Raw genomic sequence first — 25468 nt, forward strand, 5'->3', positions numbered from 1 at the left:
AAATAGTTACATCTGAATGCGAAGATAGTAAGATAATGATCAATAGTCAAAAGGGAAGACTTTGTTACTTTCGGTTTAAGATCTTTCAGAGTTCAAAAACACTATATTTGCGAACTTTAATTTAAGCTAATAGTAATACGTTTTTTATGATGTTGAAGGAAGAAATAGAAGGTACAAGCAAGATATCTTCTGAAGAGATTAATCGATGCATTGCTATTTTAGCACAATTGAATACTAATACAGATCAGATATTTGATATTCCGAAAGAGCAACGAATCGCTCTGATCAAAGAAGCCGGAATGTTCTCGCGACCTGATCGCGATGAGTTTTCGAGAAGGGTTAAAGACGGAGTACTTGCCGCAAAACGTAAAAAAGAAAAGAAAGACAAAACCGCTCGTAAAGAAACAGGAATTCGTCATGCACGTGAAGCCAGTATTTTTGTGGCTCCCAAATTATTGGCTCTAAATGATCTGGCCCACAAAGAACAATTAGAACTTGAAACTCCAAGAAATTGCTACGTTTGTAAAACTGAGTTTACCAAAATGCATCACTTTTATGATACGATGTGTACAGATTGTGGTGATTTTAATTATGCCAAACGTTTCCAAACGGCCGATGTAAAAGGACAGGTTGCCATTATAACTGGTTCTCGTTTAAAAATTGGTTATCATATTACTCTAATGCTTTTGCGAGGTGGAGCAACTGTGATTGCTACCACTCGTTTTCCGGTTGATTCGGCTTTGCGTTTTGCTAAAGAAGAAGATTTTATGGATTGGGGGCATCGCCTAAAAATTCATGGTTTAGATTTACGACACATACCAAGTGTAGAGATTTTTTGCAATTTTATTGAGCAAAAATACGAGCGTTTAGATATTCTGATTAATAATGCAGCCCAAACCGTTAGAAGACCTGCAGGGTTTTATTCGCATTTAATGCAAAATGAAGAATTATCAATAAGTGCACTGCCCAAACAAGCACAGGAATTATTAGGAGATCATCTTAATTGTCTCGATGAATTGAAAATGCTGACAAGCGGAGCTTCATCCAGCGAAAATATGCCGGTAACCTGGCACGGACCTGAACCCGGAATTGGTTTGCGTGCTTCGGCGCAATTGTCTCAAATTCCGTATTCTTTTGATAATGCATTGGTAGTCAATGAAGTTTTTCCGGAAGGAGAACTTGATGCCGATTTACAGCAAGTCGATTTACGTAAAACGAATAGTTGGCGTTTGCGTTTAGGTCAAATAGAAACTACTGAAATGATCGAAGTACAATTGGTCAATTCTGTTGCGCCTTTTGTATTGTGCAACCGACTTTCGGAAGTAATGAAAAAGAACCATACGGGGAAAAAACATATCATTAATGTTTCGGCTATGGAAGGGAAGTTTCATCGCTTTTTTAAAGAAGACCGTCATCCGCATACGAATATGGCAAAAGCAGCTTTGAATATGTTAACACATACATCATCCGGAACTTTAGCCAAACATGGTATTTTTATGAATGCTGTTGATACCGGTTGGGTAACGGATGAAGATCCTGCCGAATTGGCCAAAAAGAAACAGGAATTAGAAGATTTTCAACCGCCATTGGATATTGTTGATGGCGCTGCACGCGTTATGGATCCTTTATTTGACGGTATCAATACAGGAAAGCACTGGTGCGGAAAATTTCTGAAAGATTATAACCCGATTCCCTGGTAGAATTAGTTTTCAATCTCGGTTGCAGTTTTCAGTTTTTCTGCCTGACCCAAAAAAGCCACAACAGAATTAAATTTTGTTATGGCTTTTTTGAAATTAAAAAAATAATACTTTTAAATTTTATTAGCTGCGTTTTCTAGTTTCATTTTTAAAATTGGGTAGTCTTTTCCTTCGTCATCTTTATCGGTTCTATCGTAGGGTACAAATCCAAATTTTGAATAAAAATTTACAGCATTTTGATTTTGTTCATTTACGTCAACTTTGTCTGCATCCAGTTCATTAATAGCAAAATTCATTAATGTTTTGCCCAATCCTTTTCCAATATGTTCCGGTGCTAAGAACAACATTTCGATTTTATGTTCTGCAACACCCGTAAAACCAAGAACTTTATCACCCTGTGTAAGGCAAAATACTGGAAAAGAGTTAAAATCGATATTGGATACGATTTTTTTATAATAATCAATATCAGATGAATTTAGAAAATCATGTGTTGCACGAACAGAATTCTCCCAAACGAGAATCATCTCTTCTTTAAAAGTATCATTATAAGGTTGTATTTCAATCTTCATTTTATCTTTTGTGTTTACTTTTTTACAAAAATAAAAAACCACAACAAATAATTTTCTGTTGTAGTTTTTTTATTGAAAAACAAATAGATTATCTGTATATATTTACACCATTATTTGCTTGCCATTGCTGTTCAAAATATTCAGCATCTTCGCTATTACGTGGGTGAACGCCAAGAACTACGTGACCATTTTTAATTCCGTCTTCATAAACTTTTGCTCTTTCTTCAGGAATTCCGGATCCTACAAGTGCTCCAATTAAACCTCCTGTAATACCACCTGCACCTGCGCCAGCTAATCCTGCAGCAAGGGGACCGGCAACAATTAGTCCTAATCCAGGAATAACAAGACTAGTTCCTAAAGCAGCAACAACACCTACAATAGCCCCAATTGTTCCTCCAATGGCAGATCCTGTTCCTGCACCTTCGGCTGCTTTTGTTCCTACTTCTGAATGATCATTTTTATCAGAATAATGTTTTTTTCTGGTTTCGTCTGACATTATCAAATTGATTTCGTCTTTTGTATAACCTCTATCGTTCAAAGTGCTATAAGCTCTTTCGATACTGTCGCGATCTGAAAACATTCCAGTTAATACTTCGCGTTTAGTTCCGTCAGGATTATGTAAATTTTCCATTTTATGTATATTTAAAGTATGAATTAATTTTCACTTTAACAAAGCTCGTAAAATAGAGTAACTATCTTTTACACAATTTCTTAGAATCATTACATAATGAAATTTTTGCTTTTCAAAATTGATTACGACTTTTTGCTATTTTTTCATTTTGACTATTTATAGAAAAAGAAAGCCACAACAAAAATTAATTCTGGTGTGGCTTTTGTATGAATTATAAAGTTGTTGTCTTAGTTTACTTTGATCAATTTAATGTCAAAAATAAGAACTGCACCTCCTGGGATTTTTCCTCTACCATCGTTTCCGTAAGCAAGTCTTGAAGGAACTAAAAGAATACCACTTCCTCCGGTTTTGAAAAAAGGAATTCCCTCTGTCCATCCTGGTATAACCTCGGACAAATTAAAAGAAAGTCCATCTGAACTACTTTGATCAAATACAGTTCCGTCAGTAAATGTACCCCTGTAGGCTACAGTAACATTTGATTTTGCAGTAGGTTGAGTTCCTGTTCCAGGAACATCAATTACATAATACAAACCAGATTCCGTTTTTTGAGCTGTCAGATTCTTTTTTGCAATGTAATCAGCGATTTCTTTGTCGTTTTCGGCACTATAATCTTTTTGGTCGTCTTTTGAGCAAGAGATAAAAAGCGTTAAAGCCAGTAATGAAGTTAAAAAGTATTTCATGAAATGTAGATTTTTAAAAACGCTAATATAATAAAATTTAGTTTTTTGGTTTCAAGGAGATTCACAAAGAAAACACAAAGATTCACAAAATAAAAACTTAGCGTAGCTTTGCGTTTTCTTTGCGAATCTCTGTGTAACAACTATCCTTCAATCTTAGCCGAAAGCTCAAACCAACGTTCTTCTTTCTGGTCTATTTTATTGATGATGTTTTGTAATTCGTTGGCTTTTTTCTCGATATCAGCGTCGGCCACTTTACCGTCAGAGAATAATTGTTCGATCTTTGTTTTGTCAATTTCAAGATCTTTGATTTCTCTTTCCAGTTTTTGATATTCTTTTTGCTCGTTGAAAGTCAGGTTTCCTGTTGGATTGTTTTGTTTCCAGTCTTTCTTTTCGGCTTTGTTTTCTTCTTTTTGAGCAACATCGGCACTGTCTTCGTAAGCCCTGAAGTCAGAATAGTTTCCTGGGAAATTTTCAATGACTCCTTGTCCTCTAAATATGAATAGATGATCGACAATTTTATCCATAAAATAACGGTCGTGAGAAACCACTAATAAACATCCCGGATAATCTAAAAGGAAACTTTCTAATACATTTAGCGTAACAATATCCAAATCGTTTGTTGGCTCATCCAGAATCAGGAAGTTAGGATTCTGAATCAATACCGTACATAAATACAAACGTTTTAATTCTCCACCACTTAATTTTTCTACAAAGTCATATTGTTTTTTAGCATCAAAAAGAAAACGCTCCAGCAATTGTGAAGCCGAAATCATTCTTCCTTTTGAAAGCGGAATAAATTCTCCGTATTCTTTAATAATATCAATTACACGTTGTCCTGGTTTTGGATTAATTCCGGATTGTGTATAATAACCAATTTTGATCGTTTCACCTTTTACCACGCGGCCACTATCTAACGGAAGTGTACCAGTTAAAAGATTCAGGAAAGTAGATTTTCCGGTTCCGTTTTTACCAATAATACCAATACGTTCTCCACGTTGAAAATCAAAACTAAAGTTGTCCAGAATAACATGATCCTTGAATTTTTTAGAGATTTTGTGAAGCTCGATAATCTTGCTTCCCATACGTTCCATATTAATTTCAAGTTCCACTTTGTTTTCACGACGACGACTTTGTGCTTTTTCTTTAATTACATAAAAATCATCCTGACGAGATTTCGATTTTGTCGTTCTCGCTTTTGGCTGACGACGCATCCATTCTAATTCTTTAGTAAATAGATTTTTTGCTTTGTCAACGCTGGCATTCTCAGAGGTAATTCTTTCCTCTTTTTTCTCTAAATAATAAGAGTAATTTCCTTTGTATTGGTATAATTTTCCGTTGTCCAATTCGATGATTTCATTACAAACACGTTCCAGAAAGAAACGGTCGTGCGTAACCATAAACAACGTAATGTTTTCTTTGGCAAAATAACTTTCAAGCCATTCGATCATTTCAAGATCAAGGTGGTTGGTAGGCTCGTCCAGAATCAATAAATCAGGGCGATTGATTAGGATAATTGCCAATGAAAGACGTTTTTTTTGTCCACCCGAAAGATTTTTTACTTTTAGTTTAAAATCTTCCAGTTTTAGCTTGAAAAGAATTTGCTTGTATTGCGTTTCAAAATCCCAAGCATTATGCTGATCCATTCCGTCAAAAGCTTTTTGATACGCTTCTTCATCATCTGGATTTTCAAGTGCTTTTTCGTATTTCTCAATTACTTTTAAAGTCTCATTATCTGAGGCGAAAATACTTTCTTCGATAGTCAGTTCTTCTTGCAAATTGTTATTTTGCGATAAAAAAGCCATTTTTATGCCTTTTCTTAAAACTACCTGACCAGTATCTGGTTCATCTAAACCATTAATAATGCTCATAATGGTTGTTTTTCCAGAACCATTTTTGGCAATAAATGCAATTTTTTGGTCTTTATTGATTCCAAATGAAATGTTGTCAAAAAGCGTTTTTTCGCCAAACGACTTCGATATATTTTCTACAGATAAGTAATTCACTATAAACTAGGTGTTATAAATTATAAGTTAGTAATGTTTTGCAAAACATAACTTTTTTGCAAAAGTAAACTTTTATATGGCTATTTGCGAATTATTTATGGAGATAGGAATTTAGAACCGGACTTAAATCAATGTGATGAATTTGCTGCGGAACATTAATAATAGGTTTTCGAACCAAAGATTCATTGGTGAGATAATAATGTAAACCATCTTGAGTCGCGATTCCTTCTATTTGAAGAATTGGGAATTTTAAGGTAATCCTTCGTTTATTTCCGGATAAAAAATCATTGTTTTTATAATCGTATAAAAGATATAAAAATGGTTTTCCTATTTTAGAATAACCACAAAGAGCAACTAGATTTTTTTGTTCTAAATATGTAGCGCCTGTTATCAAACCTTTGGTGTTAAGTGTATGTTTTAGTTGTGCAACGTGATCGCCCGATTGCTTGGGTAAAACATAAATACTAGTTAGGGAAGAACTCCATTGCTTGGTAAACAAATAAATACTGTCTTTTGAAACGATAAAGGCTTCACAATCAAAATTGGTAGTGTTTGGTTCTTTAGCAGATAAATCCCTTTGATCAGAATATCGAAATGAAATGGTTTCAATAATTGGATTTCCTTCTAAAAAAGATTTTTTTTCAATTTTTAGAATTTTCAAATCTGTCCTGTTTCCCGAAGCGTTGTTTCCGAAATCTCCAATAAATAAATGCGTACTGTCCTGAGAGATTTCTTCCCAGTCATTATTGATTGCTTGATCCAGAAAATTTTTTTTATGAATTTTTCCTAAAGTGTCTAATCCGTAAATTGTTTTGTCGTGATCATCATTATGAGTCCATAATAAATTGTCGAAAGCAATTATTCCTGAAGTTTCATGAATAGAATCACTTAGTTTAATTGAGTACTCAGGTTTTATTTTGAAATTTTTATACAAGCAGCTTCCATCATTTACTGTTGCGTCCGGATTATAATTTTTAGAAAGAGGATCTATACAACCCTTAATTTGTGCATAACCTGATGATACAATCAGGCAAAAGAATAAAACGGTTTTTATCATGGTCTGCAATATTAAATTTGCATAACATAAAAGTAAAGTTTTAAAGAATAGCCTCAAATACTATTGGAAAATATAATTAAAATGCTATTTTGCGGTGCTTTTATTTGATTGAATTTTCGTTCTTTTGATGAAGCATAATTCCCTATTATGAAAATTTTACAAAAACTGTCACATTACCGTTTTTCACGCTATTTTAAACTTTTGTTTGTTGGTGTTGATGTGGTGTTGTTAAATCTGGCTACGATTCTTTCGGCATTGGCCCGATTTGGCAGTTTAGATAAACTTTTGTCAAAAGAAGAAAGAACAGTTTCATTATTGGCAATTTTAATATGGGTGGCATTATTACTTCAAAATGATTCTAACCGAAGTATACGGGTTGAGCCTGTAGAATCGATATTGGTAAGAACTATAAAAAAGCTAATCATTCATGCTGCTTTAATATCCATTTTTGTCGTTTACCTAAAATATACTGATATTTCCAGACTCAGATTGGGTTATTTTTATCTGATTTTCTTCGGATTATTGATGATTTCCCGTTATTTATCGATGAAACTTTTAAAATATATTAGGGCAAAAGGCTATAATTTTAAAACTTTTATTGTGGTGGGAGCCAATCCGTCAGGAGAAAAAATCCGAAAGATATTGGCCAAAGATTTAACGTACGGTTATCGTTTTCTAGGTTTTTTTGATGAAGAGATCGATGACAAAATTGTAGATCCGAAATCGGTTTTAGGAAATTTTGATGCGATAAAGGAGTTTGTCATCGAAAAAAAAGTCGATGAAATGTATGTCGCCTTACACATTGACAATATTGAAATAATCAATGAATTGACACGGATCTGCGAACAAAACATGGTGCGAATCAAGTTTATTCCTGATTTTCAGCTGTACACAAAATCAAGTAAAGTCGAGGTTGCGTTTTATGAAAATACGCCGGTATTAATGTTCAGGACAGAACCTCTGGAGTTTCCGGTAAACAGGCTTATAAAAAAAGTATTCGATATTTGTTTTTCAGCTTCTGTGATTTTATTAGTTTTTCCGTGGTTGTTTCCAATTATAATGCTGATTATTAAATTAGAATCTCCCGGGCCAATCTTTTTTAAACAAGAACGTTCAGGTCGTGATAATCGGTCTTTTATGTGTTTCAAATTCAGAAGCATGTATGTCAACGGTTTGGCACATAGAAAACAAGCTGAAAAAGGGGATAGTCGTATTACTAAATTTGGCGCCTTTATTCGTAAAACAAGTATTGATGAATTGCCGCAGTTTTTTAATGTTTTGTTGGGCGATATGTCTATAGTTGGACCAAGGCCGCACATGGTAAATCTGGCAAAAGAATATAGTGATTTGATTAATAATTATCTGGTTCGCCAATATGCCAAACCAGGAATCACGGGCTGGGCGCAGGTTAATGGTTTTCGTGGAGAAACAAAAGTATTAAGCGATATGGAAAGCAGGGTAGAATTTGATATTTGGTATATCGAAAACTGGAGCCTGGTACTGGATCTAAAGATTATCATAAAAACAGTTATCAATATATTCAAAGGCGAAGAAAACGCGTACTAATGCTGTTTATCAGAATTTAAAAAACTGATTGTTACTAATTACTTCTTTTAGATTAGAAATACTTTCGACTTTTATTTTTTCATTAAAAGAAGCAATGTGTTTCATATGATGTACATCCGTTCCTGAAAAGTCATACATTCCTTTTTTAAGAAGTTCTTCTGCAACTCTGGTTATTCTTTCTCCATAATATCCTACCGTAGAAAGCAGATTCAGCTGAAACAAACATCCCGCTTTTTTTAGTTTTTCATATTCACTAAAGTCCTTTCGATAATATAAATAACGTTCCGGATGTGCCAGAACCGGAATGTATCCTGCAACTTGCAACTCAAAAAGTGTTTTGTATAGATGCATTGGAGCATTTTGATAGGATATTTCGACCAATACATAATTATCTTTTAAGGTCAGCAGTTTTTCGGTTTTAAAATGACTTTCAAACCAATCATCCATAAAATATTCGGCTGCAGCCTGAAAAGGAATTTTGATATTGTTTTCTTCCAGTAAAAGAGTAGTCTCCTTATGCTTTTCGATAATACTTGTAGAAGAATTATTCCATATATAATGACTTATATGAGGTGTCGTAATAATATGAGAAATTCCAATTTCCTGAAATGCCGTGATAAGTTTTTGGGTGTCGGTTATGGTTTTGGCACCATCATCAATTCTCGGAAGTAAATGCGAATGAATATCGACATAATGATCAGAAAGGAGATCTTTTAAAACGGGTTTTGATTTTAGTAAAGATAGCATGTTGCAAAAGTATGGAAATGGGAAGAATTTGTTATTGTTAATTTTTAATGTAACAAATGTAACCGAACATTTCAGAATTATATTATATTTGAGATTGCTATAAATCTACTATTTTATGAAAATTAAAGAAAATTTATATAATCAAAGGATTATTTCTATTGATGCATTACGCGGAATTACAATTTTTGTTATGATTTTTGTAAATGAGTTAGCCAGTATTTCAAATGTTCCGCAATGGATGAAACACATGCCGGCAGATGCTGATGCAATGACTTTTGTAGATGTTGTTTTTCCTGCTTTTTTATTTATTGTTGGAATGTCGATTCCGTTTGCTTTTAATGCCCGATTACTTAAAGGTGATAGTACTAAAACAATCTGGACGCATACTTTCAAAAGAGCTTTGGCCTTAATTATCATTGGTGTTTTTATGGTTAATGCAGAATATGGTTATGATGCCACCAAAATGATAATCGCACCAGTTTTCTGGGGACTTTTAGCGTATGCAATACCAATACCAATTTGGAATAAATACGGTAAAGATTTTCCGGTTTGGTTAAAAAACACCTTACAATATGGCGGAATGTTGGTTCTGGTTGCGCTGTACTTTTTATATGTTCAGGATACCGGAGAAATCGGGATGACGCCAAAATGGTGGGGAATTCTCGGTTTAATAGGCTGGGCGTATCTTTTTACAGTAGTTTATTATTGGATTGTTTCGGGAAATTTATGGGCAATGATTGCTTTTTTGGTGGTTTGTGTTGCTGCAAATTCTATGAATCTAATCGAAGGATCTTTTGTACAGCAAACATCATGGTTGAGTTTTATAGCCGGACATCTAACGCATGCAGCATTAGTTTCGGCAGGAGTCGTAATTTCGTTACTGTTTTTTGACCGAAAAGTTGCCGCCAAAATAAATTGGGCGGTAATAGGTTTTGCCGTTTTATTTTTTGTAACAGGATATTTGTTAAGACCTTATTTTGGAATTTCAAAAATAAAAGGAACTCCATCCTGGACAATGTTTTCTGCGACAATTTGTACCGTTTTATTCTATTTTCTGTATTGGTTAATGGAAATCAAAAAGATAACCAAATGGAGTAATTTCTTCATGCCGGCAGCAGCAAATCCGTTATTGATTTACATTTTACCTGGCGTGATATATTATTTCTGCAAAGCTTTTACTATTCATATTATCCCGGGGTATTTCCGAGTAGGAGTTCCGGGAATTATCTGGGCGTTGGTATTTTCGACAATTATGTTGTTTGTAATGAAATTATGTAATAAGTATAAAATTCAATTGCATTTATAGGGATGGCTTAACCGCAAAGCCAGCTAAGATTTACGCTAGGTTCGCAAAGTTTTTTTTAAGCTGGATTTTAATATGCTCGCAAAGTCGCGAAGACGCTAAGTTTATTTTTTTAAGATTACAGTTTTAGAAATCATTTTAATCTTGATAATCAGTGGCAAAAAAAAACACCAAGTTCGCAAAGCTATAAACACAAAGCTTTGCGAACTTTGCATTTTTATTAAACCTTCATAATTAAAAAACCTTAGCGTTCTTTTGCGGTTAAATTCTCATTTCAATATGAAACCTGGAACAATCCTACTTAATGATAACTGATTTTATTTCTAAAAATGCTCCCGAAACCGGATTGTAATTCACAAAATTGAATTTGCAAAGATTATGAATGTTTAAAATTTTCCCGTCAGGCAATCCGTCTTGTTTAAAATCAGGCCACGGAATTTTTATGGTTGTAAACTCTTTAGGAGAAGCTTTTAAATCCACTCGAGGATGCGAACCTCCATGCACGCAGCCTGTTCCTTCGTTATTGCCTTCGCGGGCTTGTAGTTTTATTAAATGAGAAGATTTATAAGTAATGCTCACAAATTTAGCATCATTAGATAAATTTGTCGGAGCGCCATCGTTCGAATTAGAATCTGTAATCAGGACATTCAATTCAATTTCACCAACCGGATTATCTTTTGCAGTTACTTTAATGATGCCTTTTTCCTGACGAACGCGATTAATAGTTTCCTGATTTTCTAAAACTGGCCCGGCAATATACCAGGTTGAGGTTTTGACTAAATTTTTATCTGAATCTTTTTCAATAGAGACAAATGCAGACATGAAAAATCCTATTGTCAGCAGTAAAAGCAAGGATTCGATCTTAATCAATATTTTATTTTTCATGGAAATGAAATTAATAATCAAACTCAAAAATATGCTTTTTTATAATTTGTAATGATTTTCTCTTTTTATTATTTCTAAAATAGCTTCTGTTTTAAAATTAATTTTAAATTTGTAAAAAGTTGTTTCTTAAAGTTTTACGAAATGAAAAACCTGAAATCTATTATAGTTTTATTTTTCTTTTTTCCGACCTCATTTTGTTATTCACAGAATGATTCAATAGTGAACAACCAGAAAGATATTTTAGATGTTTAGTATAAGCTCTTTCCTAAAAATGATTCACTCGAATAAATCCCGATAAAAAAGTAGCTTTTTCGCTGCTGCCGGTTCCTATCGATGCAAATAAAAGTGCGGGATTAGTGGTTTTGTTTCTAACGACTTTTTATCTGGGTGACAGTAATACAACCAAAATGTCTCAGGTGGTATTTTTACCTTATTTTAGTTTTTACCAATCAATATGTTTTTCCGCTTCAAACCTATATTATATACCAAAAATAATAATTGGAACTTTATTGGAGATTATCGGTACATGATTTATCCACAGCCTACTTATGGGCTTGGCGGACATAATACAGATAAAAAAATATCGACTCTTGATTATTAGCAATGGCGTTTTTATCAATTTGCCACCCCAAAAGTTATTGGAGATTTTCGCCTGGGATTAGGATTGCTGCTGGATAATTATCAAAGCATTTCTGAGCAATCTTATATCTATGATGAAACCGATTATGTGAAGTATATGGATGGAGATTTCTCTGATGAAACTTCTTTTGGACTTGCCATTCAGGGCTTGTACGATTCCAGAAAAAACAACGTAAATCCGGAATAGGGTTTGTATGTCGAGGCAGATTACCGCATTAATACAAGTGGAGTAGACGGCGAAAAGTGGAAATCATTTTATTTTGATGCCCGAAATTTTGAAACCGAATATCGAACTGATATTTCTAAAAACGGATTCTGGGGTGCGGTATTTTTTACGAATCTTTCGTCGGTTTCGAAGTTGGATACTTATGATTTTAAAAATTGGAGCCCTACTGCAGGCGCGGGTTTACGCATTAAATGGAACAAGCAAAACAATAGTAATCTCGTTCTGGATTTCGGTGTAAGTAAAAACGATTGGTCATTGCGATTGGGTTTGGCCGAAAATTTCTAACTTTCCAAAAAAATCAATTCCTACGTTTTTCATGCAATTATCGGTAATTATTCTTAATTATAATGTGCGTTACTTTCTGGAACAATGCGTTTTAAGTGTTCAGAGCACTATCTCTACGCTTGATGCCGAAATTATTGTAGTCGATAATAATTCGTCAGACGAGAGTTGTTTAATGATGAAAACTAAATTTCCCGACATAAAATTAATTCAGAATACGACGAATTTTGGTTTCCCAAAAGGCAATAATATTGGAGTAGAGCAGGCTTCAGGAAAATACATTTGCATTTTAAATCCAGATACCGTTGTTGCCGAAGATACGTTTGTTAAGATTTTGGCTTTCGCCGAAAGGCAAATCAATCCCGGAATTATAGGCTGCCAATTAATTGATGGCACAGGAAATTTTCTGCCGGAGAGCAAACGCGGCATTCCAACGCCCTGGGTCGCTTTTACAAAAATTTCAGGATTGTATAAAGTTTTTCCAAAATGGAAACTTTTCAATCAATATTACGCCCAGCATTTAGATAAAGATCAAACTGGAAAAGTCGATATTTTGGTAGGAGCCTTCATGTTTTTAGAACGAGATTTATATATAGAACTTGAAGGTTTTGATGAAAAATGCTTCATGTACGCAGATGATATCGATTTGTCGTATCGTGCCTTACAAAAACAGAAATCGAATTTCTACTTTCATGAAACCACCGTTTTGCATTATAAAGGAGAAAGTACAGTGAAAGACGAAAAATACATGAAACGTTTTCAGGAAGCCATGAATTTCTTTTATCAAAAGCATTTTAAGAAATCCTGGTTTTTTGAATTTTTTATTCAAATCGGAATCTGGTTTTTCTCTTTTATAAAAATGTTTCAGGGAAAAACGAAGCCAAAACCGTTGCCTGAAAGTCTGGTTTTTTACTCTTCAAATAAAAATTTGTCTGAAAAATTACCTTCTATTTTAAAAAATAAAGTTCTGTTTGTGGATTTAAAAAAAGAAAAAATGGTAAATTCGTCCCTGATTTTTAAGGGTAAAAGTGTTGAGATTATTTTGGATAATCAGTATGTTTCGTTCAAAAAATGTATCAAAATCATAAAAAGTCTTAAAGATAAGAACGTTACTTTTAAGATTTTCCCCAAAAACACAAATTTTATTATTGGGAGTAATTCCCGAAATGACAGGGGGCAAATTATAAAAATTGAGTAAAAAATTATATTAAGTGTAATTTATGTTTAAAATATTCAGTAATTTCGCAATCAGAAAATCAAAATCATCCTTTAGATTAACAATATGGCAAGATTTGAATTAAAACTTCCTAAAATGGGAGAGAGTGTCGCTGAAGCAACTATTACCAACTGGTTGAAAGAAGTAGGAGACAAAATTGAAGCTGATGAAGCGGTACTGGAAATTGCGACTGATAAGGTCGACAGTGAAGTACCAAGCGAAGTTTCGGGAATTTTAGTTGAACAATTATTTGGCAAAGACGATTTGGTTCAGGTAGGACAAACCATTGCAATTATTGAAACTGAAGGTGATGCGCCAGCTGCAAAAGCTGAAGAAGCTGCTGCTCCGGCAGAAGTTGCTGCACTTGAAGCAACAATTGAAACGGCTAAAGAAACAGTTGCTGCTCCGCAGGATTTCTCTGGATCAGATAAATTCTTTTCTCCGCTAGTAAAAAATATTGCAAAAGAAGAAGGTATTTCTGTTGCTGAATTAGAAAGTATTGCCGGTTCAGGAAAAGATGGCCGCGTAACAAAAGAAGATATTTTAAAACATATTGAAAACCGTAAATCGGGCGTTGAAACTCCAAAAGCGGTTGTTGAAGCTCCAAGAGCAGTACAACCTGTAGCTGCTCCGGTTCAAAAAAGCCAGCAGGCAGTTCCGGTTTCTGTAAACGGAAGTGACGAAATCATCGAAATGGACAGAATGCGTAAACTGATTTCAGGATACATGACTGCTTCGGTACAAACTTCGGCTCACGTACAATCGTTTATTGAAGTTGATGTTACCAATATCGTAAAATGGAGAGAGAAAGTAAAAACAGCTTTCGAAAAAAGAGAAGGCGAGAAGCTGACTTTTACGCCAATTATGATGGAAGCGGTTGCAAAAGCATTAAAAGATTTTCCGGGAATGAATATTTCTGTAGATGGTGATTATATCATCAAAAAGAAAAATATAAACTTAGGAATGGCTGCAGCTTTACCAAACGGAAACTTAATTGTTCCTGTAATTAAAAATGCAGATCAGTTAAACCTTGTTGGAATGGCAAAAGCGGTTAACGATTTAGGAAACCGTGCAAAAGCTGGAAAACTAAAACCAGACGATACACAAGGCGGAACTTACACGGTAACGAATGTGGGGACTTTTGGTAGTGTTTTTGGTACGCCAATTATCAATCAGCCACAAGTAGGTATTCTGGCTCTTGGCGCTATTCGTAAAGTGCCTGCGGTTATCGAAACTCCTGAGGGTGATTTTATCGGAATCCGTCAAAAAATGTTCTTATCTCACTCTTATGATCACAGAGTTGTAGATGGAGCTTTGGGTGGAAGTTTCGTAAAAAGAGTAGCGGAATATTTAGAAGCTTTTGATATCGACAGAGATTTCTAAAATTAGATAAAAATAAATTCAAACCCGGAAAATTTTAATAATTTTCCGGGTTTTTTGTTTTGTAAGAAAAGGTTAAGAAATGAGTGAAGCCTTTGTTTGAGAACGAATTTAAAAGTTAAAATCACTAAAATGACCTCATTTTTGTTTAAAAAAATCAAGAATAAAAGAGGAAATTCGGCTTTAAAAATTACATTTGTAATCTTATAAAATTTAAAAATGGAACTGAAACTCAACAAACCAATTTGCTTTTTTGATCTTGAAACAACCGGAATTGATATCGGTAAAGATCGAATTGTAGAAATTTCGATATTCAAAGTTTTTCCAAACGGAAATAAAGAAAGTAAAACCTGGTTAGTGAATCCTACGATTCCAATTCCGCCGCAAACCACCGCCGTTCATGGTATTACTGATGAAAAAGTAGCCAATGAACCTACTTTTAATGAGTTGGCACCGCAAATTCATAATATGATTAAGGATAGTGATCTGGGCGGTTTTAATTCAGATCGTTTTGATATTCCGTTATTGGCAGAAGAATTGCTTCGTGCCGGAGTCGATTTTGATATGAAAAATAAAGTGTCAGTAGATGTGCAGACTATCTTTCATAAAATGGAAGAACGTACTCTAAGTGCTGCATTGAAATTTTATTGTGGAAAAAGCCTTGAAAATGCCCATTCTGCAGAAGCAGATACTATGGCAACTTACGAAATCCTAAAAGCGCAATTAGATCGTTACCCAGAATTGGAGAATGATATGAAATCATTGTCTGAATTCACTACCCGTAAAAAAATCGCTGATTTCGCAGGAATGATTGCTTTTGATAAAGACAACGAGGAAATTTTTACCTTCGGAAAACACAAAGGCGCCAAAGTCGATAAAATCCTTGAAACCGAACCAGGATATTTCAGCTGGATTCAAAACGCTGATTTTCCATTGTATACCAAAAAGGTTTTAACAGCAATTAAATTAAGAAAGTTAAATACGAAATAAGGGTCTAAGTTGCTAAGGTTCTAAGATGCTAAGTTTTTTGCATCGTTTCTTAGAGTCTTGGCAACTTAGTGGCTTAGTAACTTATAAAAGAAATGAAAATAATCTGTATCGGTAGAAATTATACCAATCATATTGAGGAACTAAAAAACGAGCGGCCATCAGAACCGGTGGTTTTTATGAAACCGGATTCGGCAGTTTTGTTAAAGCAGCATCCGTTTGTAATTCCCGAATTTTCTGAAGAGATTCATCACGAAATAGAGATAATTGTTAAAATTAACAAAGTAGGAAAGTACATCGAACCTAAGTTTGCTCACAAATACTATGATGAGATAAGTGTAGGTATTGATTTTACTGCCAGGGATTTACAGGATAAATTGAAAGCGAAAGGATTGCCTTGGGAGAAAGCAAAAGCATTTGACGGCTCTGCAGTGATTGGAGACTTTTTACCAAAAACCGATTTTATTTCGATGGAAAATCTTACATTTGAGTTAACGAACAATTCTAAAACGGTTCAAAAAGGGAATACAAGCTTCATGCTTTGGAAAATTGATGAGCTTGTTTCGTATGTATCGCAGTTTTTTACCTTAAAAATTGGTGATATCATTTTTACAGGAACTCCTGAAGGTGTCGCTTCGGTGAAACCCAATGATGTTTTAGAAGGCTTTTTAGAAGATAAAAAATTATTCAGAATACAAGTAAAATAATGGCTTTAAAATACAACCTTTCGAAAGTGTATGCGCTTTCAGACAACGATCCTGAATTTGTAAACGAAATTCTTAAATTATTTGTTACCGAAGTTCCGGAGGATTTAAAACAAATCAAAGAAGGGATCAAGAAAAAAGATCATAAATACGCGTATTCGTATGCGCACAAAATAAAACCAACATTAGATTTAATGGGTTTAAATGTTGCTTTTGAAGAAATATTGCAAGTCGAGGCCTGGACAAAAGCCGAAGGCAAGAAAAAAGAAATTATCGAAACTTTTAAAAGTATAAAAGTGCAGGTAAAAGATGCAATTAAAGAAATTAAGAAAGATTTCGATTTGTAAAATCTGGGCGTGCCCCTGTTTTTGCCCTTTTTTAATTTAAGGCAAAAACAGGGTCGGGTTATTCGCTATATCTTTTGTTCCAGAAATCTTTTGCTTAAAAAGGGCGTCTCTTTTGTCATAAAAGAATGCCGCTACTACCCCTCACGCAAAATTGTTGCGACAACAACCTACTTTATAATAATGACTTACACTTAAGTAAGCGAAAATATTCCACAGCTATGAAAGCAACTATCATTACTATTGGAGACGAAATTTTAATAGGTCAGATTGTAGATACAAATTCAGGTTTTATCGCCAAATCACTTGACCGAATCGGTGTTGAAGTTCATGAAATGATTTCGATAAGCGATGATAAAAAACACATTTTAGACACCTTTGCGCAACTGCAAAACAAAGTCGACGTTGTGATTGTAACAGGAGGTTTAGGGCCAACGAAAGATGATGTTACCAAAAAAACATTCTGCGATTATTTTGATGATGAGTTGGTAGTGAACCCCGAAGTTCTGGCTCACGTAACCGAATTGATTGAAGGTTTTTACAAACGACCAATTTCGCAATTAAATAAAGATCAGGCTTTAGTTCCGTCAAAATGTACCGTTTTACACAATAAAATGGGAACTGCACCGGGAATGTGGATGAAGAAAGAAGATACAGTGTTTATTTCGCTTCCGGGAGTTCCTTACGAAATGAAATATTTAGTCGAAGAAGAAATAATTCCTAAAATTGTCCGCGAATACAAACGCCCGTATATTATTCATAAAACTATTTTAACCTACGGTCAGGGCGAGAGTCTAGTGGCAGAACGTATCGAACATTGGGAAAATAATTTGCCTGAATTCATCAAGTTAGCTTATTTGCCAAATCCGGGAAGAGTACGCCTGCGTTTGTCGGCCAGGGGAACCAATAAAGAATTGTTGGAAGCGGCGATAGAAGAAAATGTAAAATCATTAGATGCTATCATTCGTGATATTATTGTGGGTTATGAAGAAAATGAAACGATAGAGTCTGTAGTTGGTAAAATACTAACGAAACAAAATAAAACCATTGCAACTGCCGAAAGCTTTACGGGAGGAAAAATTGCTTCTGTTTTATCAGCTGTTCCCGGAGCTTCTAACTACTTTAAGGGTAGTGTAGTTTCGTACGCAACAGAGGCGAAGGTTAATGTTCTCAGTGTCTCACAGGATTTAGTCGATCAATTTTCGGTAGTTAGCGCAGAGGTTGCCTCGGCTATGGCTTTGAATGTGAAAGAGATACTTAAAACAGACTATGCAATTGCCACAACCGGGAACGCCGGACCGACAAAAGGAGACTCTGATGCTGAAATTGGAGCTGTTTTTATCGCTTTGGCTACTCCAGATGGTATAATTGTCGAAGAATTTAATTTTGGCCAACCACGTGAAAAAGTGATAGATAGAGCCGTGATTAAGAGTTTAGAAATATTACAGAAAGAAATTTTAAAAAATGTGCTATAATTTTTTGTTTCAATCGTTTATTTTTCTTTTCTTTGCACCCTGATTTTGAATAACGATAAAAGATAAGTATAATGTCAAGAGTTTGTGACCTTACAGGTAAAAGAGCGATGGTAGGAAATAACGTTTCTCACGCTATGAACAAAACTAAGAGAAAATTTTCTGTAAACTTAGTTAAAAAGCGTTTTTATCTTCCAGAAGAAGATAGATGGATTACTCTTAGAGTAGCAGCATCTACGATAAAAACAATTAATAAAAATGGAATCACTGCTGTTTTGAAAAAAGCACAGTCAGAAGGATTTATCAAATAATCTTTTCCTAAATAAATATATAGCAAGATGGCAAAGAAAGGTAATAGAATCCAGGTAATTTTAGAATGTACTGAGCACAAGACTTCTGGTGTTCCAGGAACTTCTAGATACATTACAACTAAGAACAAAAAAAATACTCCAGACAGATTAGAGATTAAGAAATTTAATCCAATCTTGAAACGCGTAACTGTTCACAAAGAAATTAAGTAATAATTAGAGATTTTTGTAAATCTCAATGGTTTTGCCATTAGAGTTTTATAAAAGCTTCAAATAACATTTGAATCATGGCAAAGAAAACCGTAGCATCGTTACAAACAGCTTCTAAGAGATTATCAAAAGCCATCAAAATGGTGAAATCTCCTAAAACTGGTGCATATACATTCGTAGAATCTATTATGGCTCCTGAAGAAGTTGATACTTTCTTGAAAAAGAAATAATAACAATTACAGTATATAGAAAAGCTACTTTCATTCGGAAGTAGCTTTTTTATTTTTTATATTTGTCTAAAATTTTATAGAAATATAACAATTGGCTTTTTTTTAAGCAATAATTCCCGTTATCCTCTCTATCTTTACTATCCGTTTTGGCGGAAATAAAAGTATAAATGCTGTCGGGACTAAAACAATTGGTCTTCTGTAAATATTAGGATTATTAGATTGTCAAAAAATCGTATAGTCTAAAAAACTAACAACCCTATAAAAATGAGTTTTTTTAAAAAATTATTCTCTACTGATAAAAAAGAGACTTTAGACAAAGGTCTTGAAAAATCAAAAACTACTTTTTTCTCAAAGTTAAGCAAAGCCGTTGCTGGAAAATCTAAAGTCGATGACGACGTTCTGGATGATCTGGAAGAAATTCTTGTCGCTTCTGATGTTGGTGTGAATACAACCCTGAAGGTAATTTCAAGAATCGAAAAACGCGTTGCTGAAGATAAATATTTAGGTACAGATGAATTGAACCAGATTCTTCGTGAAGAAATTGGTGCTTTACTATCTGAAACTAATACTGGAGAAGCTACCGAATTCGAAATCCCAAAAGATAAAAAACCATACGTTTTAATGGTTGTTGGAGTAAACGGAGTAGGTAAAACAACTACAATTGGTAAACTGGCTTATCAGTTTAAAAAAGCAGGTTATAAAGTTGTTTTAGGTGCTGCAGATACTTTTCGTGCTGCTGCTATCGACCAATTGCAGGTTTGGGCAGATCGTGTAGATGTGCCTATTGTGAGACAAAATATGGGAAGCGATCCTGCTTCTGTAGCTTTTGATACTTTACAATCTGCTGTAGCTCAAAATGCCGATGTGGTTATTATTGATACTGCCGGACGTTTGCATAACAAAATCAATTTGATGAACGAGCTTACCAAAGTAAAACGTGTAATGCAAAAAGTGGTTGCTGATGCGCCTCATGATGTATTATTGGTTTTAGATGGTTCTACAGGTCAAAATGCTTTTGAGCAAGCGAAACAGTTTACTGCTGCAACTGAAGTAACTTCGCTTGCTGTAACTAAACTTGATGGAACTGCAAAAGGTGGTGTTGTAATTGGTATTTCTGACCAGTTTAAGATTCCTGTAAAATATATTGGTGTTGGTGAAGGAATTGAAGATTTACAAGTCTTTAATAAATATGAATTCGTTGACAGTTTCTTTAAATAATTTATAATGAGTTTTTCTTCTTTTAAAAATGTAACACCTCTTACTTTTTATTTTGGGAGTGTTATTTGTTTTGTACTGGCAAATGTATTGCGAGACAAAATTTCGACTTTTTACTATATATTACTTGTCTTAGGTATAGCTTTCTTTTTTATGGGAGTCTTAAAAAGATTGCGTACGAAGTAATTTTTTTTGTTTTACTATGAAATCATAAATAAAACAGATTAAATTAAAATAACAGTATTTAATTCTTCTTTCTAATGAAGTATCGTTTTCTTATTTTACTTTGTAGCTTTATTTCTTGTACAAATGCAAGGAAGGAAAATGAGTTTAAAAAAAGTAAAGTAATTGTTATACAGCCTTTAGGTGATTTTAAAACAGAACAATCTCAATTGGTGTTTACCGAAATTAAAACCATAAACCTCAATGTGGTTTTAAGGCCAAATATTTCCTTTCCTGAAAATTCATATTACAAACCCAGAAACAGATATCGCGCTGATAGTATTATAAAAAGTATTAAAGATAATATTGGCAAAGATTCTTTGATTGTTGGATTATCCAATCATGATATCAGTACAACATATAAAGGAGTTAAAGATTGGGGTGTTATGGGTTTGGGTTACCGCCCCGGTAAATCTTGCGTAGTTTCGGATTTTAGAATGTCAGGGAAAAATAGAAATCAACAATTTTACAAAGTAGTTTTGCATGAATTGGGTCATACCGAAGGGCTGCCTCATTGTGAAACGAAGACCTGTCTGATGAGAGATGCTGAAGGTGGGAATCATTTGGATGAAGAAAAGGAGTTCTGTGAGAAGTGCAAAAGCTTTCTGGTAAAAAAGGGCTGGAATTTAATCTAAAACAAAGCGTTTTTTTTATTTAAGTTCCCATTTTGTTCCGTCTGCAAATACAACGTAGTAGGCTCTTGCTGCTATAATGGTGTAGGTATCTGTCGAAAAATCTTCCCATATTTTAGATTCTACTTTTTTGGATTTTAGTAGGATATCGGTTTGTCCTCTAGCAATTCCTTTTGCCAAAGAAAATTGGCCACTTGCCGGTTTGTCAAATGCATTTTCGCAGTACCATTCAAATTTAATGGCTTTGATGTTTTTTCTTGTGGTGTTTTTTCTAGGTTAGCTTAATGTCTTTATGGTCAGAATATTGATTGTTAAGCAATGTGGCTGAAATAAGTTTGACTGGTGAATTCTTGGTTTTTTGTATGTCTAAAAAGTTATGTTTTACGGAATCTATTATTTTTTCTTCTGTATTTTCTCCTGTATTTTTAATACTATTATTTTCCTGGATAATAGATTCAGGTTTATTACTTTTTTTATTTGTGCATGAAAGTAAATTAGGATAATAAATGCTAGTATTATTTTTTTTATTTTAGTTGTTGTGTGGCTGGTAGAATATTTGTTATTAAGGGTTTAGGAGAAGAAAAGATTAAATATTTTTGCCGTAAAATTGCGATATATTAAAATTTATTATAGCCCTTAAAGGTTGAATTTTAAGCAGAATAAGTTTTTTGTAAAAGAGATTTTTATCACTGATAATCTTGTAAAAATTAAGAGATAAATATTTTATTTGAATTTTATAAAGTTAACTTTGTATCACAGAATTTTCTTTTGAAAAAGGATGCCCTAGCCCTGATGGGAGCGGCATCCTTTTTCTGGCTTCTTTAGGCAGCAAAAGATATAGCGGACAGCAGGAAATAGCTCCTAATTCAGCTATTGGACTTCAGGACGCTGACACTGGCAATTATTTAATTTTAATAAATTATAGTATGAAAAACACTTTTATGATTTTGGTTTTATCGCTTTTGCTGGTAAGCTGTAAACAAGAAATTAAACCTGCAGATATTGCAAAATTAAACGGTTATTGGGAAATAGAAAAAGTCGTTTTTGATAAGGGTGAAGAGAAGGATTATAAAATGAATGAAAGTTTTGATTATTTTGATATCAAAAATAGTAAAGGAATTAGAAAGAAGGTAATGCCGCAACTTGATGGAACCTTTTTGACAAGTGATTCTTTTGAAAATGTTTCGGTTCGATTTAAGGAAGATCAGGTTTTTCTGGATTATAAAACAGATTACGCAAAATGGAGTGAGGAACTGGTTTTGATTACAGATGAGAAATTGGTGGTAAAAAATAAAGAGAAAAAAGAATATCATTATAAAAAAGCAGGACCGGTAAATTTATTAGACGATGGCAAAAAGACTAAATAATCAAACAATTGGGGCTGTTTTGCAACAGATTATCCAGGTGAATAAACTAGGTCCGGGAATGGATCAGATTGATGTAAAAGAGGCGTGGAGACAGTTGATGGGGAATGGTGTAAACACGTATACCAGAAATGTTGTGCTGAAAGGAAGTACTTTGTATGTAGAACTGGCTTCGGCCGTGTTGCGGGAAGAATTAAGCCATGGAAAAACTAAAATCGTAAAAATGATCAACGAAGAGTTAGGACGTGAAGTGGTGAAGGATGTGATTTTGAGATAGATTAGTTTTTGAGTTGATAATGAAGTTTTGTTATGATTAGTATAAAATCTAAATTTAAATTTTGGCCAATTTTGTTAGTTTCTTATTTAACAATATTACCACTGATAGTAGTTTATTTTTCGGCAATGTCTCCAGTGGCAGGTATGTTTTTACCAATTATATTTTTATTATTTATTGTATTTTTTTGGCTCACAGTTTTTAGAACCAGAGCGTTTAAGGTTGAAATTGAAAATGATGGTATAATCATAAAACGTTATTTTGGAGCTGGAAAATCTATAAGTTATGATTTTAATGCATTAGATGGTTTTATAACATTAATTGAATCGGCAAGAGGAGGAGTTTACGAATCTCTTTTTATTCTCAAAGATGGTAAAAGAATTGGTAGTATTTCTAGCTTTTATCACAGTAATTTTGACGAGCTAAAGTCGGTCTTGAATAAAAAACTTACGGATTTAGGAGAGAGAGAACCTGCTTTTATAAAGGAAAGTATTGAACTATTTAAGTAAAGGATATAAAAAAACCTGTTTCAAATTTGAAACAGGTTTTTTTGTATTTGTAAACTGTCACTGATAACTGTGACTGTAAACTTATATTAGAATTGCTCTCTTCCAGCAAAGTGAAATGCACCTTCGATTGTAGCGTTTTCGTCGCTATCAGAACCGTGAACTGCATTTTCTCCAATAGAAGTTGCGTATGCTTTACGAATAGTTCCTTCAGCAGCTTCAGCAGGATTTGTAGCTCCAATTAAAGTTCTGAAATCTTCTACTGCGTTGTCTTTTTCTAAAATTGCAGCAACAATTGGTCCGCGAGACATGAATTCAACTAATTCTCCGTAGAAAGGTCTTTCTGAGTGAACTGCGTAAAATGCTTTAGCATCAGCTACAGTTAGTTGAGTTAATTTTAATGAAACGATTTTGAAACCTCCGTTAGTAATCATTGCTAAGATATTACCGATGTGTCCGTTTTGAACTGCATCTGGCTTAATCATTGTAAAAGTTCTATTAGTTGCCATTTTATATTTTATTAAATTTTGTGCAAAAGTATACTTTTTTTATGAATTGATTTTAATTAATTCGTAATTAAAACACGTTAGAATGATGTTTTGAGTAGTAAATGATATTTTAAAACTATATATGTAGAAATGTACTGCTGTGCACCAAACACAAAAAACATGTAATAATAAAAAAAGACTATGTGTGTGTCTCTACATATACGGTGAAAAAATTACACTTTGAATATTAATTTGTTTTTGTAGAATATCCACAAGATAAACGTCCAAATCCCAACATACACCAAAGCTCCGGCTAAAGAAGCGGTCATAGGATTACTGAAAAATGGGGCAATCCCGAATGTGTATAAATAACTTAAAAGATTGATTTTTTCTGAAGGATTATGAGGGTTTTGAAACTCGATCATTACTAAAGCCTGAGGGATAATTTGCGAGGTAAAGAAAACAATCATTGGATTTACGCCCCATATTAAGAATGGTTTGAAACCTTTTTTATAGTTAGCAATATCAATTGTGTAATATAGGAGGGTTAAAACTACTGTTGCTAATCCTGTGGTATATAGAACGTAGCTGCTTGTCCATAGTGATTTGTTTATTGGAAAAATGATATCCCAAATTAAGCCAAAAAAGATAAGTATTGTACCGATGATACCCATTTTTTGCGCTTTTTGAATTTTGATTACTTCAGTTTGTAAAATTTGTCCAATCAATAAACCGATAATTCCGTTTACAATTGACGGAATAGTGCTTAAAATACCCTCCGGATCCCAGATTACGGTTCCGCGATACATATGACCTTTGAGTAAAACACTGTCAAGCCAAGAGGCTAAATTGGTTCCTTTGTCAAGATTTGCTTCGCCAATTCCGGGAACGGGAATTAAGGCCATTGTTGCCCAATATCCTAATAATAAAACGATTCCGGTTATGATTTGAGTTTTTTGAGATGTTTTTAAATACAAAAGAGAAACTACAAAATATACAATTGCAATGCGCTGTAAAACTCCCGGAAGTCGTACGTCGTGATACGCTTCGATACCGCTATAAGCAAGAAACAGATAGATAAACAGAATTGAAAAGGCTAAAATGTTTTTGACCTTTGAGCTGAAACTCCCCATTAAGGCATAACCAACGGCAATGGTAATAGCAAGACGGCCAATAAGAAGCGGAATCCCTTCAAGTCCGAATAATTGGATTTTTCCGAAAAAGTTGAAGAAAATCCCCAAACAAAGCATTCGCAAAGAGCGAACTAAAATTTTGTTGAAAGTAGTGCCATCATAAAATTTATCCGGCATTGCAAGTGGAACGGCAACTCCCATGATAAAAATAAAAAACGGAAAAACTAAATCGGTTGGGGTGCAGCCGTGCCATTCGGCGTGTAATAATGGCGGATAGACATTGCCCCAGTCTCCGGGGTTGTTTACAATTGTCATCAATAAAATAGTGAGTCCACGAAAGACATCTAGCGAAATTAAGCGTTCTTTTACCATTGGGTTTGGGTAAATTGGTTAGTTAATAATTTTAAAAATCGCTATTTGGTTTGAAATAATAATCTTGAGAAGATAGGTGGTTATTTGGTTCTCAGAAATTATTACTTTATTATTTTCTTAGCCACG

Annotated in this window: 29 protein-coding genes; 19 read left to right on the top strand and 10 right to left on the bottom strand. The window is 33.9% G+C overall.

All coding sequences use genetic code 11. From position 1 onward, the window contains the following. Nucleotides 1–149 precede the first annotated feature (149 nt). Nucleotides 150–1700, top strand: a complete 1551-nt coding sequence (locus tag GIY83_RS00345; RefSeq protein ID WP_370514265.1) for an SDR family NAD(P)-dependent oxidoreductase — start codon at nucleotides 150–152, stop codon at nucleotides 1698–1700. 110 nt (nucleotides 1701–1810) lie between these two features. Here the strand turns inward: GIY83_RS00345 and GIY83_RS00350 are convergent, their stop codons facing one another. The 5 genes from GIY83_RS00350 to GIY83_RS00370 form a co-directional block, all read right to left on the bottom strand. After that, complete coding sequence (locus GIY83_RS00350) at nucleotides 1811–2266, bottom strand: GNAT family N-acetyltransferase (RefSeq protein WP_194617611.1); 456 nt, start codon at nucleotides 2264–2266, stop codon at nucleotides 1811–1813. 88 nt (nucleotides 2267–2354) lie between these two features. Next, nucleotides 2355–2897, bottom strand: a complete 543-nt coding sequence (locus tag GIY83_RS00355; protein WP_194617612.1) for a hypothetical protein — start codon at nucleotides 2895–2897, stop codon at nucleotides 2355–2357. 227 nt (nucleotides 2898–3124) lie between these two features. Further along, nucleotides 3125–3577 carry an FKBP-type peptidyl-prolyl cis-trans isomerase gene (locus tag GIY83_RS00360; protein WP_194617613.1) on the bottom strand — a complete coding sequence of 151 codons (453 nt, stop codon included), beginning with the start codon at nucleotides 3575–3577 and terminating at the stop codon, nucleotides 3125–3127. Nucleotides 3578–3717: 140 nt separating this feature from the next. Beyond that, nucleotides 3718–5580, bottom strand: coding sequence for an ABC-F family ATP-binding cassette domain-containing protein (locus GIY83_RS00365; RefSeq protein ID WP_194617614.1), 1863 nt, complete (start codon nucleotides 5578–5580; stop codon nucleotides 3718–3720). 91 nt (nucleotides 5581–5671) lie between these two features. Further along, nucleotides 5672–6637, bottom strand: coding sequence for a T9SS C-terminal target domain-containing protein (locus tag GIY83_RS00370; protein WP_194617615.1), 966 nt, complete (start codon nucleotides 6635–6637; stop codon nucleotides 5672–5674). A gap of 147 nt (nucleotides 6638–6784) precedes the next feature. Here GIY83_RS00370 and GIY83_RS00375 point away from each other — a divergent pair, with 147 nt between their 5' ends. Beyond that, nucleotides 6785–8203: an undecaprenyl-phosphate glucose phosphotransferase gene (locus GIY83_RS00375; protein ID WP_194617616.1), complete on the top strand. Its 1419-nt coding sequence runs from the start codon at nucleotides 6785–6787 to the stop codon at nucleotides 8201–8203. A gap of 9 nt (nucleotides 8204–8212) precedes the next feature. Here GIY83_RS00375 and GIY83_RS00380 read toward each other — a convergent pair whose 3' ends face one another. After that, on the bottom strand, nucleotides 8213–8950 hold the full coding sequence (locus GIY83_RS00380) for a tyrosine-protein phosphatase (protein ID WP_194617617.1): 738 nt from the start codon (nucleotides 8948–8950) through the stop codon (nucleotides 8213–8215). A 115-nt stretch (nucleotides 8951–9065) separates the two neighbouring features. Between GIY83_RS00380 and GIY83_RS00385 the strand changes: the two genes are divergently transcribed. Further along, nucleotides 9066–10256 (top strand): DUF5009 domain-containing protein, encoded by a 1191-nt coding sequence (locus tag GIY83_RS00385; protein ID WP_194617618.1) that lies wholly within the window; start codon nucleotides 9066–9068, stop codon nucleotides 10254–10256. A gap of 294 nt (nucleotides 10257–10550) precedes the next feature. Here the strand turns inward: GIY83_RS00385 and GIY83_RS00390 are convergent, their stop codons facing one another. Next, nucleotides 10551–11138, bottom strand: coding sequence for a hypothetical protein (locus GIY83_RS00390; protein ID WP_194617619.1), 588 nt, complete (start codon nucleotides 11136–11138; stop codon nucleotides 10551–10553). 664 nt (nucleotides 11139–11802) lie between these two features. On the opposite strand from GIY83_RS00390, the gene GIY83_RS24800 reads away from it, so the two are divergent. From GIY83_RS24800 to GIY83_RS00450, 13 genes are all read left to right on the top strand, one after another. Continuing rightward, on the top strand, nucleotides 11803–11964 hold the full coding sequence (locus GIY83_RS24800; protein WP_229029178.1) for a hypothetical protein: 162 nt from the start codon (nucleotides 11803–11805) through the stop codon (nucleotides 11962–11964). Between the two features lie 3 nt (nucleotides 11965–11967). Beyond that, nucleotides 11968–12288: a hypothetical protein gene (locus GIY83_RS24805; RefSeq protein ID WP_229029179.1), complete on the top strand. Its 321-nt coding sequence runs from the start codon at nucleotides 11968–11970 to the stop codon at nucleotides 12286–12288. 31 nt (nucleotides 12289–12319) lie between these two features. After that, nucleotides 12320–13483 (top strand): glycosyltransferase family 2 protein, encoded by a 1164-nt coding sequence (locus tag GIY83_RS00400; RefSeq protein WP_194617620.1) that lies wholly within the window; start codon nucleotides 12320–12322, stop codon nucleotides 13481–13483. Nucleotides 13484–13567: 84 nt separating this feature from the next. Then, the gene (locus tag GIY83_RS00405; protein WP_194617621.1) at nucleotides 13568–14884 is read left to right on the top strand and encodes a dihydrolipoamide acetyltransferase family protein; all 1317 of its coding nucleotides are present in this window, start codon (nucleotides 13568–13570) and stop codon (nucleotides 14882–14884) included. Between the two features lie 216 nt (nucleotides 14885–15100). Further along, the gene (locus GIY83_RS00410) at nucleotides 15101–15871 is read left to right on the top strand and encodes a 3'-5' exonuclease (RefSeq protein WP_173970658.1); all 771 of its coding nucleotides are present in this window, start codon (nucleotides 15101–15103) and stop codon (nucleotides 15869–15871) included. A gap of 92 nt (nucleotides 15872–15963) precedes the next feature. Then, the gene (locus GIY83_RS00415) at nucleotides 15964–16575 is read left to right on the top strand and encodes a fumarylacetoacetate hydrolase family protein (protein ID WP_194617622.1); all 612 of its coding nucleotides are present in this window, start codon (nucleotides 15964–15966) and stop codon (nucleotides 16573–16575) included. Further along, the gene (locus GIY83_RS00420; protein WP_194617623.1) at nucleotides 16575–16919 is read left to right on the top strand and encodes an Hpt domain-containing protein; all 345 of its coding nucleotides are present in this window, start codon (nucleotides 16575–16577) and stop codon (nucleotides 16917–16919) included. The genes GIY83_RS00415 and GIY83_RS00420 overlap by 1 nt, the downstream gene beginning before the upstream one ends. A gap of 218 nt (nucleotides 16920–17137) precedes the next feature. Further along, nucleotides 17138–18391, top strand: coding sequence for a CinA family nicotinamide mononucleotide deamidase-related protein (locus tag GIY83_RS00425; RefSeq protein ID WP_194617624.1), 1254 nt, complete (start codon nucleotides 17138–17140; stop codon nucleotides 18389–18391). A 71-nt stretch (nucleotides 18392–18462) separates the two neighbouring features. Beyond that, nucleotides 18463–18699: a 50S ribosomal protein L28 gene (gene rpmB / locus GIY83_RS00430; RefSeq protein WP_008468080.1), complete on the top strand. Its 237-nt coding sequence runs from the start codon at nucleotides 18463–18465 to the stop codon at nucleotides 18697–18699. Nucleotides 18700–18726: 27 nt separating this feature from the next. Then, nucleotides 18727–18909: a 50S ribosomal protein L33 gene (gene rpmG, locus GIY83_RS00435; protein WP_008253902.1), complete on the top strand. Its 183-nt coding sequence runs from the start codon at nucleotides 18727–18729 to the stop codon at nucleotides 18907–18909. Nucleotides 18910–18983: 74 nt separating this feature from the next. Continuing rightward, nucleotides 18984–19136 (top strand): DUF4295 domain-containing protein, encoded by a 153-nt coding sequence (locus GIY83_RS00440; RefSeq protein ID WP_072961632.1) that lies wholly within the window; start codon nucleotides 18984–18986, stop codon nucleotides 19134–19136. A gap of 264 nt (nucleotides 19137–19400) precedes the next feature. Beyond that, the gene (gene ftsY, locus GIY83_RS00445) at nucleotides 19401–20354 is read left to right on the top strand and encodes a signal recognition particle-docking protein FtsY (RefSeq protein ID WP_194617625.1); all 954 of its coding nucleotides are present in this window, start codon (nucleotides 19401–19403) and stop codon (nucleotides 20352–20354) included. A 257-nt stretch (nucleotides 20355–20611) separates the two neighbouring features. Beyond that, nucleotides 20612–21208, top strand: a complete 597-nt coding sequence (locus tag GIY83_RS00450; protein WP_194617626.1) for a zinc-dependent metalloprotease family protein — start codon at nucleotides 20612–20614, stop codon at nucleotides 21206–21208. Between the two features lie 15 nt (nucleotides 21209–21223). Here the strand turns inward: GIY83_RS00450 and GIY83_RS00455 are convergent, their stop codons facing one another. Continuing rightward, nucleotides 21224–21385: a hypothetical protein gene (locus tag GIY83_RS00455; protein ID WP_194617627.1), complete on the bottom strand. Its 162-nt coding sequence runs from the start codon at nucleotides 21383–21385 to the stop codon at nucleotides 21224–21226. A gap of 746 nt (nucleotides 21386–22131) precedes the next feature. Here GIY83_RS00455 and GIY83_RS00460 point away from each other — a divergent pair. Genes GIY83_RS00460 through GIY83_RS00470 form a run of 3 tightly spaced genes read left to right on the top strand, consistent with a single transcriptional unit; the run spans nucleotide 22132 to nucleotide 23352 of the window. Beyond that, nucleotides 22132–22572: a hypothetical protein gene (locus GIY83_RS00460; RefSeq protein ID WP_208684041.1), complete on the top strand. Its 441-nt coding sequence runs from the start codon at nucleotides 22132–22134 to the stop codon at nucleotides 22570–22572. Beyond that, on the top strand, nucleotides 22553–22846 hold the full coding sequence (locus GIY83_RS00465) for a DUF721 domain-containing protein (RefSeq protein ID WP_194617629.1): 294 nt from the start codon (nucleotides 22553–22555) through the stop codon (nucleotides 22844–22846). Before GIY83_RS00460 ends, GIY83_RS00465 begins: the two co-directional genes overlap by 20 nt. Nucleotides 22847–22878: 32 nt before the next feature. After that, nucleotides 22879–23352: a hypothetical protein gene (locus GIY83_RS00470; protein WP_194617630.1), complete on the top strand. Its 474-nt coding sequence runs from the start codon at nucleotides 22879–22881 to the stop codon at nucleotides 23350–23352. Between the two features lie 86 nt (nucleotides 23353–23438). Here GIY83_RS00470 and GIY83_RS00475 read toward each other — a convergent pair whose 3' ends face one another. Further along, complete coding sequence (locus tag GIY83_RS00475) at nucleotides 23439–23858, bottom strand: nucleoside-diphosphate kinase (protein WP_194617631.1); 420 nt, start codon at nucleotides 23856–23858, stop codon at nucleotides 23439–23441. Nucleotides 23859–24070: 212 nt separating this feature from the next. Further along, nucleotides 24071–25342, bottom strand: a complete 1272-nt coding sequence (locus tag GIY83_RS00480) for an acyltransferase family protein (protein ID WP_194617632.1) — start codon at nucleotides 25340–25342, stop codon at nucleotides 24071–24073. Nucleotides 25343–25468 lie beyond the last annotated feature (126 nt).

The organism is Flavobacterium sp. SLB02 (genome assembly GCF_009664855.1).
Classification (GTDB): domain Bacteria; phylum Bacteroidota; class Bacteroidia; order Flavobacteriales; family Flavobacteriaceae; genus Flavobacterium.